Genomic DNA, 2,612 nt, shown 5'->3' with positions numbered 1-2,612 from the left:
TTGAAGCCTTGGCAGCGCATGATGCGATTGTGGAAACACATGGGGCTTTGAAGCAATTGGCGGTAAGTTTGATGAAGATTGCCAATGATATCCGCATGTTGTCATCTGGACCTAGATCTGGAATAGGAGAGATCTTGATTCCTGAAAATGAACCAGGCTCTTCCATTATGCCCGGTAAGGTCAATCCAACCCAAGTAGAAGCCATCACCATGGTCGCGGCGCAAGTAATGGGCAACGATGTGGCTATTTCAGTGGGAGGTTCCAATGGACACTTTGAACTGAACGTGTTCAAACCCATGATGATTACCAATTTCCTACAATCCGCCAGATTAATCGGTGATGCTTGCGTGTCATTCAATGATAATTGTGCCGTAGGTATTGCGCCGAACACCCCATTTATCAAACGTCATCTGGAAAACTCTCTGATGTTGGTTACAGCACTTAATCCGCATATTGGCTATGAAAATGCCGCTGCCATTGCCAAGAAAGCGCACAAAGAAGGTACATCTTTGCGAGAGGCTGCTTTGGCTCTGGGTTTGTTAACCAATGAGCAATTTGATCAATGGGTAAAACCAGAAGATATGATTGGAAGTTTGAAGTAAAACCAAAAATTAGATATATATGAAAAAATCATTTTTGACCATTTCCATTGCATTTTCAATGTTACTTGCCGGAAGTCAACCAATTTTCGCAAAAGACAAAATTTCTAAAGAAAAAATCTCCTTTACTGAGGAAGAAATCCAAAGATTTGAGGAAATAGAATCCAGAATATTGGAAATCAAAGCCATGGATTTCTCTGAAATGAGCAGAGCTGAGAAAAAAGATATTAGGGCAGAATTAAAGGAGTTGAATAAGGAAGCCAAACAAAATGGCAGTGGTCTTTATATCTCCACTGGGGCTTTGATTGTCATCCTTATCCTTTTGATTATCCTTTTGTAATATTTCAAATATTCAACCCGGAAAGGTGTGAAAAGCTATTTTTTAAAGCTTTTTCTGGTTCGGGGGTCAGGTCTTTCTCCAAAAAGAAATGCTTGACCCCTGTTTTTTTGGCCGTTGCCAATATTTTCCCCAGATCGAGTACTCCTTCCCCAGCATCTGCCAAATAAGGGAATAACCCCATCCATTCCCCCATGTTGCCGCCATCTCCCGCAAAAGTCTTCAACTCACTCATATCCTTCACATGAAGAGATATAAACCTGTTTGGATTAGCTTCGAGAATTTGAATAGGGTCAACTTTAGCCGCCGTAAACCAAAAAACATCCAGTTGCATTTTGACCAACTCCTTATCTGTCTGATCTAAAATCATCTGGAATGGAACACTGCCGTTCATAGGAGCATGACCATATCCATGATTGTGGTAAAAAAATGTCAGACCATGCTTTTTGGCATTGCCACCTACTTCATTGAAAATATCAATGGTTCTTCTGTAGTCATCCAGGCTCTGGCGCATCTCATCTGGAATCATCGCTATTCCTACATATTTATGCCCCACAATATGAGCAGCCTCCGCCACGGCTTCCATATTCTCCTGCAAGGTAGGGAGGTCTATATGAATGGAGGGAGCTGACAAACCATAACGATCAAGTATGGCTTTTAACTCCTTTGGAGAGTTTCCAAAGTATCCGCTGCCGGAAAAACCTAGTGCATTGGCTGCCATTTTCCAACCTTCTTTCGCCGCAGCAGTACTGAATTCGTAGGGCCCAAAAAACTCCAGTTCTTTATACCCAGAATCAGCTATCATTTTTAAGGTCCCTTCAAAATCCTCGGAAAGGGATTTGGGCAAGGTAAACAATGCTACTCCAAAGTCGCTCGTTGTTCTAGCTTTTGCGAAAGAAAGTTGAGGTAATAAGCCGAGCCCAGCACCCGCCAGACCCAATTGATGCATAAAATGCCGTCTTTTCATATCCTTTATGTTAAATTTGAACACCTCAGTATAAACAATATGTGAAATTAACACAATGAAAAAATTGTTAATTTATAGTTTCGAGGTATTTTTTCACTTCTACAGCCCTTTTACTGATCAGGGTTAGGGGTACAAGCCAAACAATTTGGTTAAATACCAGTTGGAAAATTGTCCTTTTATTCCATCCCAGTTCGGGGATAAAGCCTATCAAAAACCACACAGTCAGCACCAGACTGCCAAGGATTCCTGCCCAGGTCAGGTACCGCCAACTTATGGGGTAGAAAGCACTGAGAAAAACCAAAAAAGCAGAGACCATACCCACACTGCCAAACAAATTGCTCTGCATGGCTCCTGTCCAAGTGTTGTCCATGGAAAGCCATTTTAAAAAGTCCTCTCCAAAATATTTGAAAAATGCCCCCCAAGCGACATTGTACATTCCTGTAAGCAAAAGAAGGCCCCTCATTGGCATGGGAAAGCTTGGTGTAATGCTGTTTTTATCGCTCATAAGAAATTTATATCTTCCGTGGTTTAACTAAAATCAAATATTAGGGTTCACTATCCAAATACAAAACTACATGATGCTATTCAAAAACAAGTCAAAGCTGGGATTATTTATCCTCGGGGCGGGATTGCTCTCCATTGGTTTTATCGCTGGAAAAAAAGCGGGAGAAATTACCCCTGCTGCCATTTCAGGAGCAGAAACCCTGAT

Annotated in this window: 4 protein-coding genes; 2 read left to right on the top strand and 2 right to left on the bottom strand. The window is 41.6% G+C overall.

What is annotated here, in order from left to right:
* A partial coding sequence (locus QZT73_RS11330; protein WP_291788209.1) for a lyase family protein occupies positions 1-602 on the top strand: 602 nt, incomplete at its 5' end.
* A 19-nt stretch (positions 603-621) separates the two neighbouring features.
* Positions 622-939, top strand: a complete 318-nt coding sequence (locus QZT73_RS11325; RefSeq protein WP_291778702.1) for a hypothetical protein — start codon at positions 622-624, stop codon at positions 937-939.
* A gap of 4 nt (positions 940-943) precedes the next feature.
* On the opposite strand, the gene QZT73_RS11320 is transcribed toward QZT73_RS11325, so the two are convergent.
* Complete coding sequence (locus QZT73_RS11320; RefSeq protein ID WP_291778705.1) at positions 944-1,903, bottom strand: sugar phosphate isomerase/epimerase; 960 nt, start codon at positions 1,901-1,903, stop codon at positions 944-946.
* A gap of 67 nt (positions 1,904-1,970) precedes the next feature.
* Positions 1,971-2,408, bottom strand: a complete 438-nt coding sequence (locus QZT73_RS11315) for a hypothetical protein (RefSeq protein ID WP_291778708.1) — start codon at positions 2,406-2,408, stop codon at positions 1,971-1,973.
* Between the last annotated feature and the right edge of the window lie 204 nt (positions 2,409-2,612).

It is taken from the genome of Cecembia sp. (assembly GCF_007126775.1).
In the GTDB taxonomy this organism is placed as follows: Bacteria; Bacteroidota; Bacteroidia; order Cytophagales; family Cyclobacteriaceae; genus Cecembia.
This window is presented reverse-complemented; position numbering and strand designations above follow the sequence as displayed.

Coding starts and splice junctions, on each gene's coding strand:
- QZT73_RS11325 (WP_291778702.1), top strand. CDS start 622: ATGAAAAAATCATTTTTGACCATTTCCATTGCATTTTCAATGTTACTT.
- QZT73_RS11315 (WP_291778708.1), bottom strand. CDS start 2,408: ATGAGCGATAAAAACAGCATTACACCAAGCTTTCCCATGCCAATGAGG.
- QZT73_RS11320 (WP_291778705.1), bottom strand. CDS start 1,903: ATGAAAAGACGGCATTTTATGCATCAATTGGGTCTGGCGGGTGCTGGG.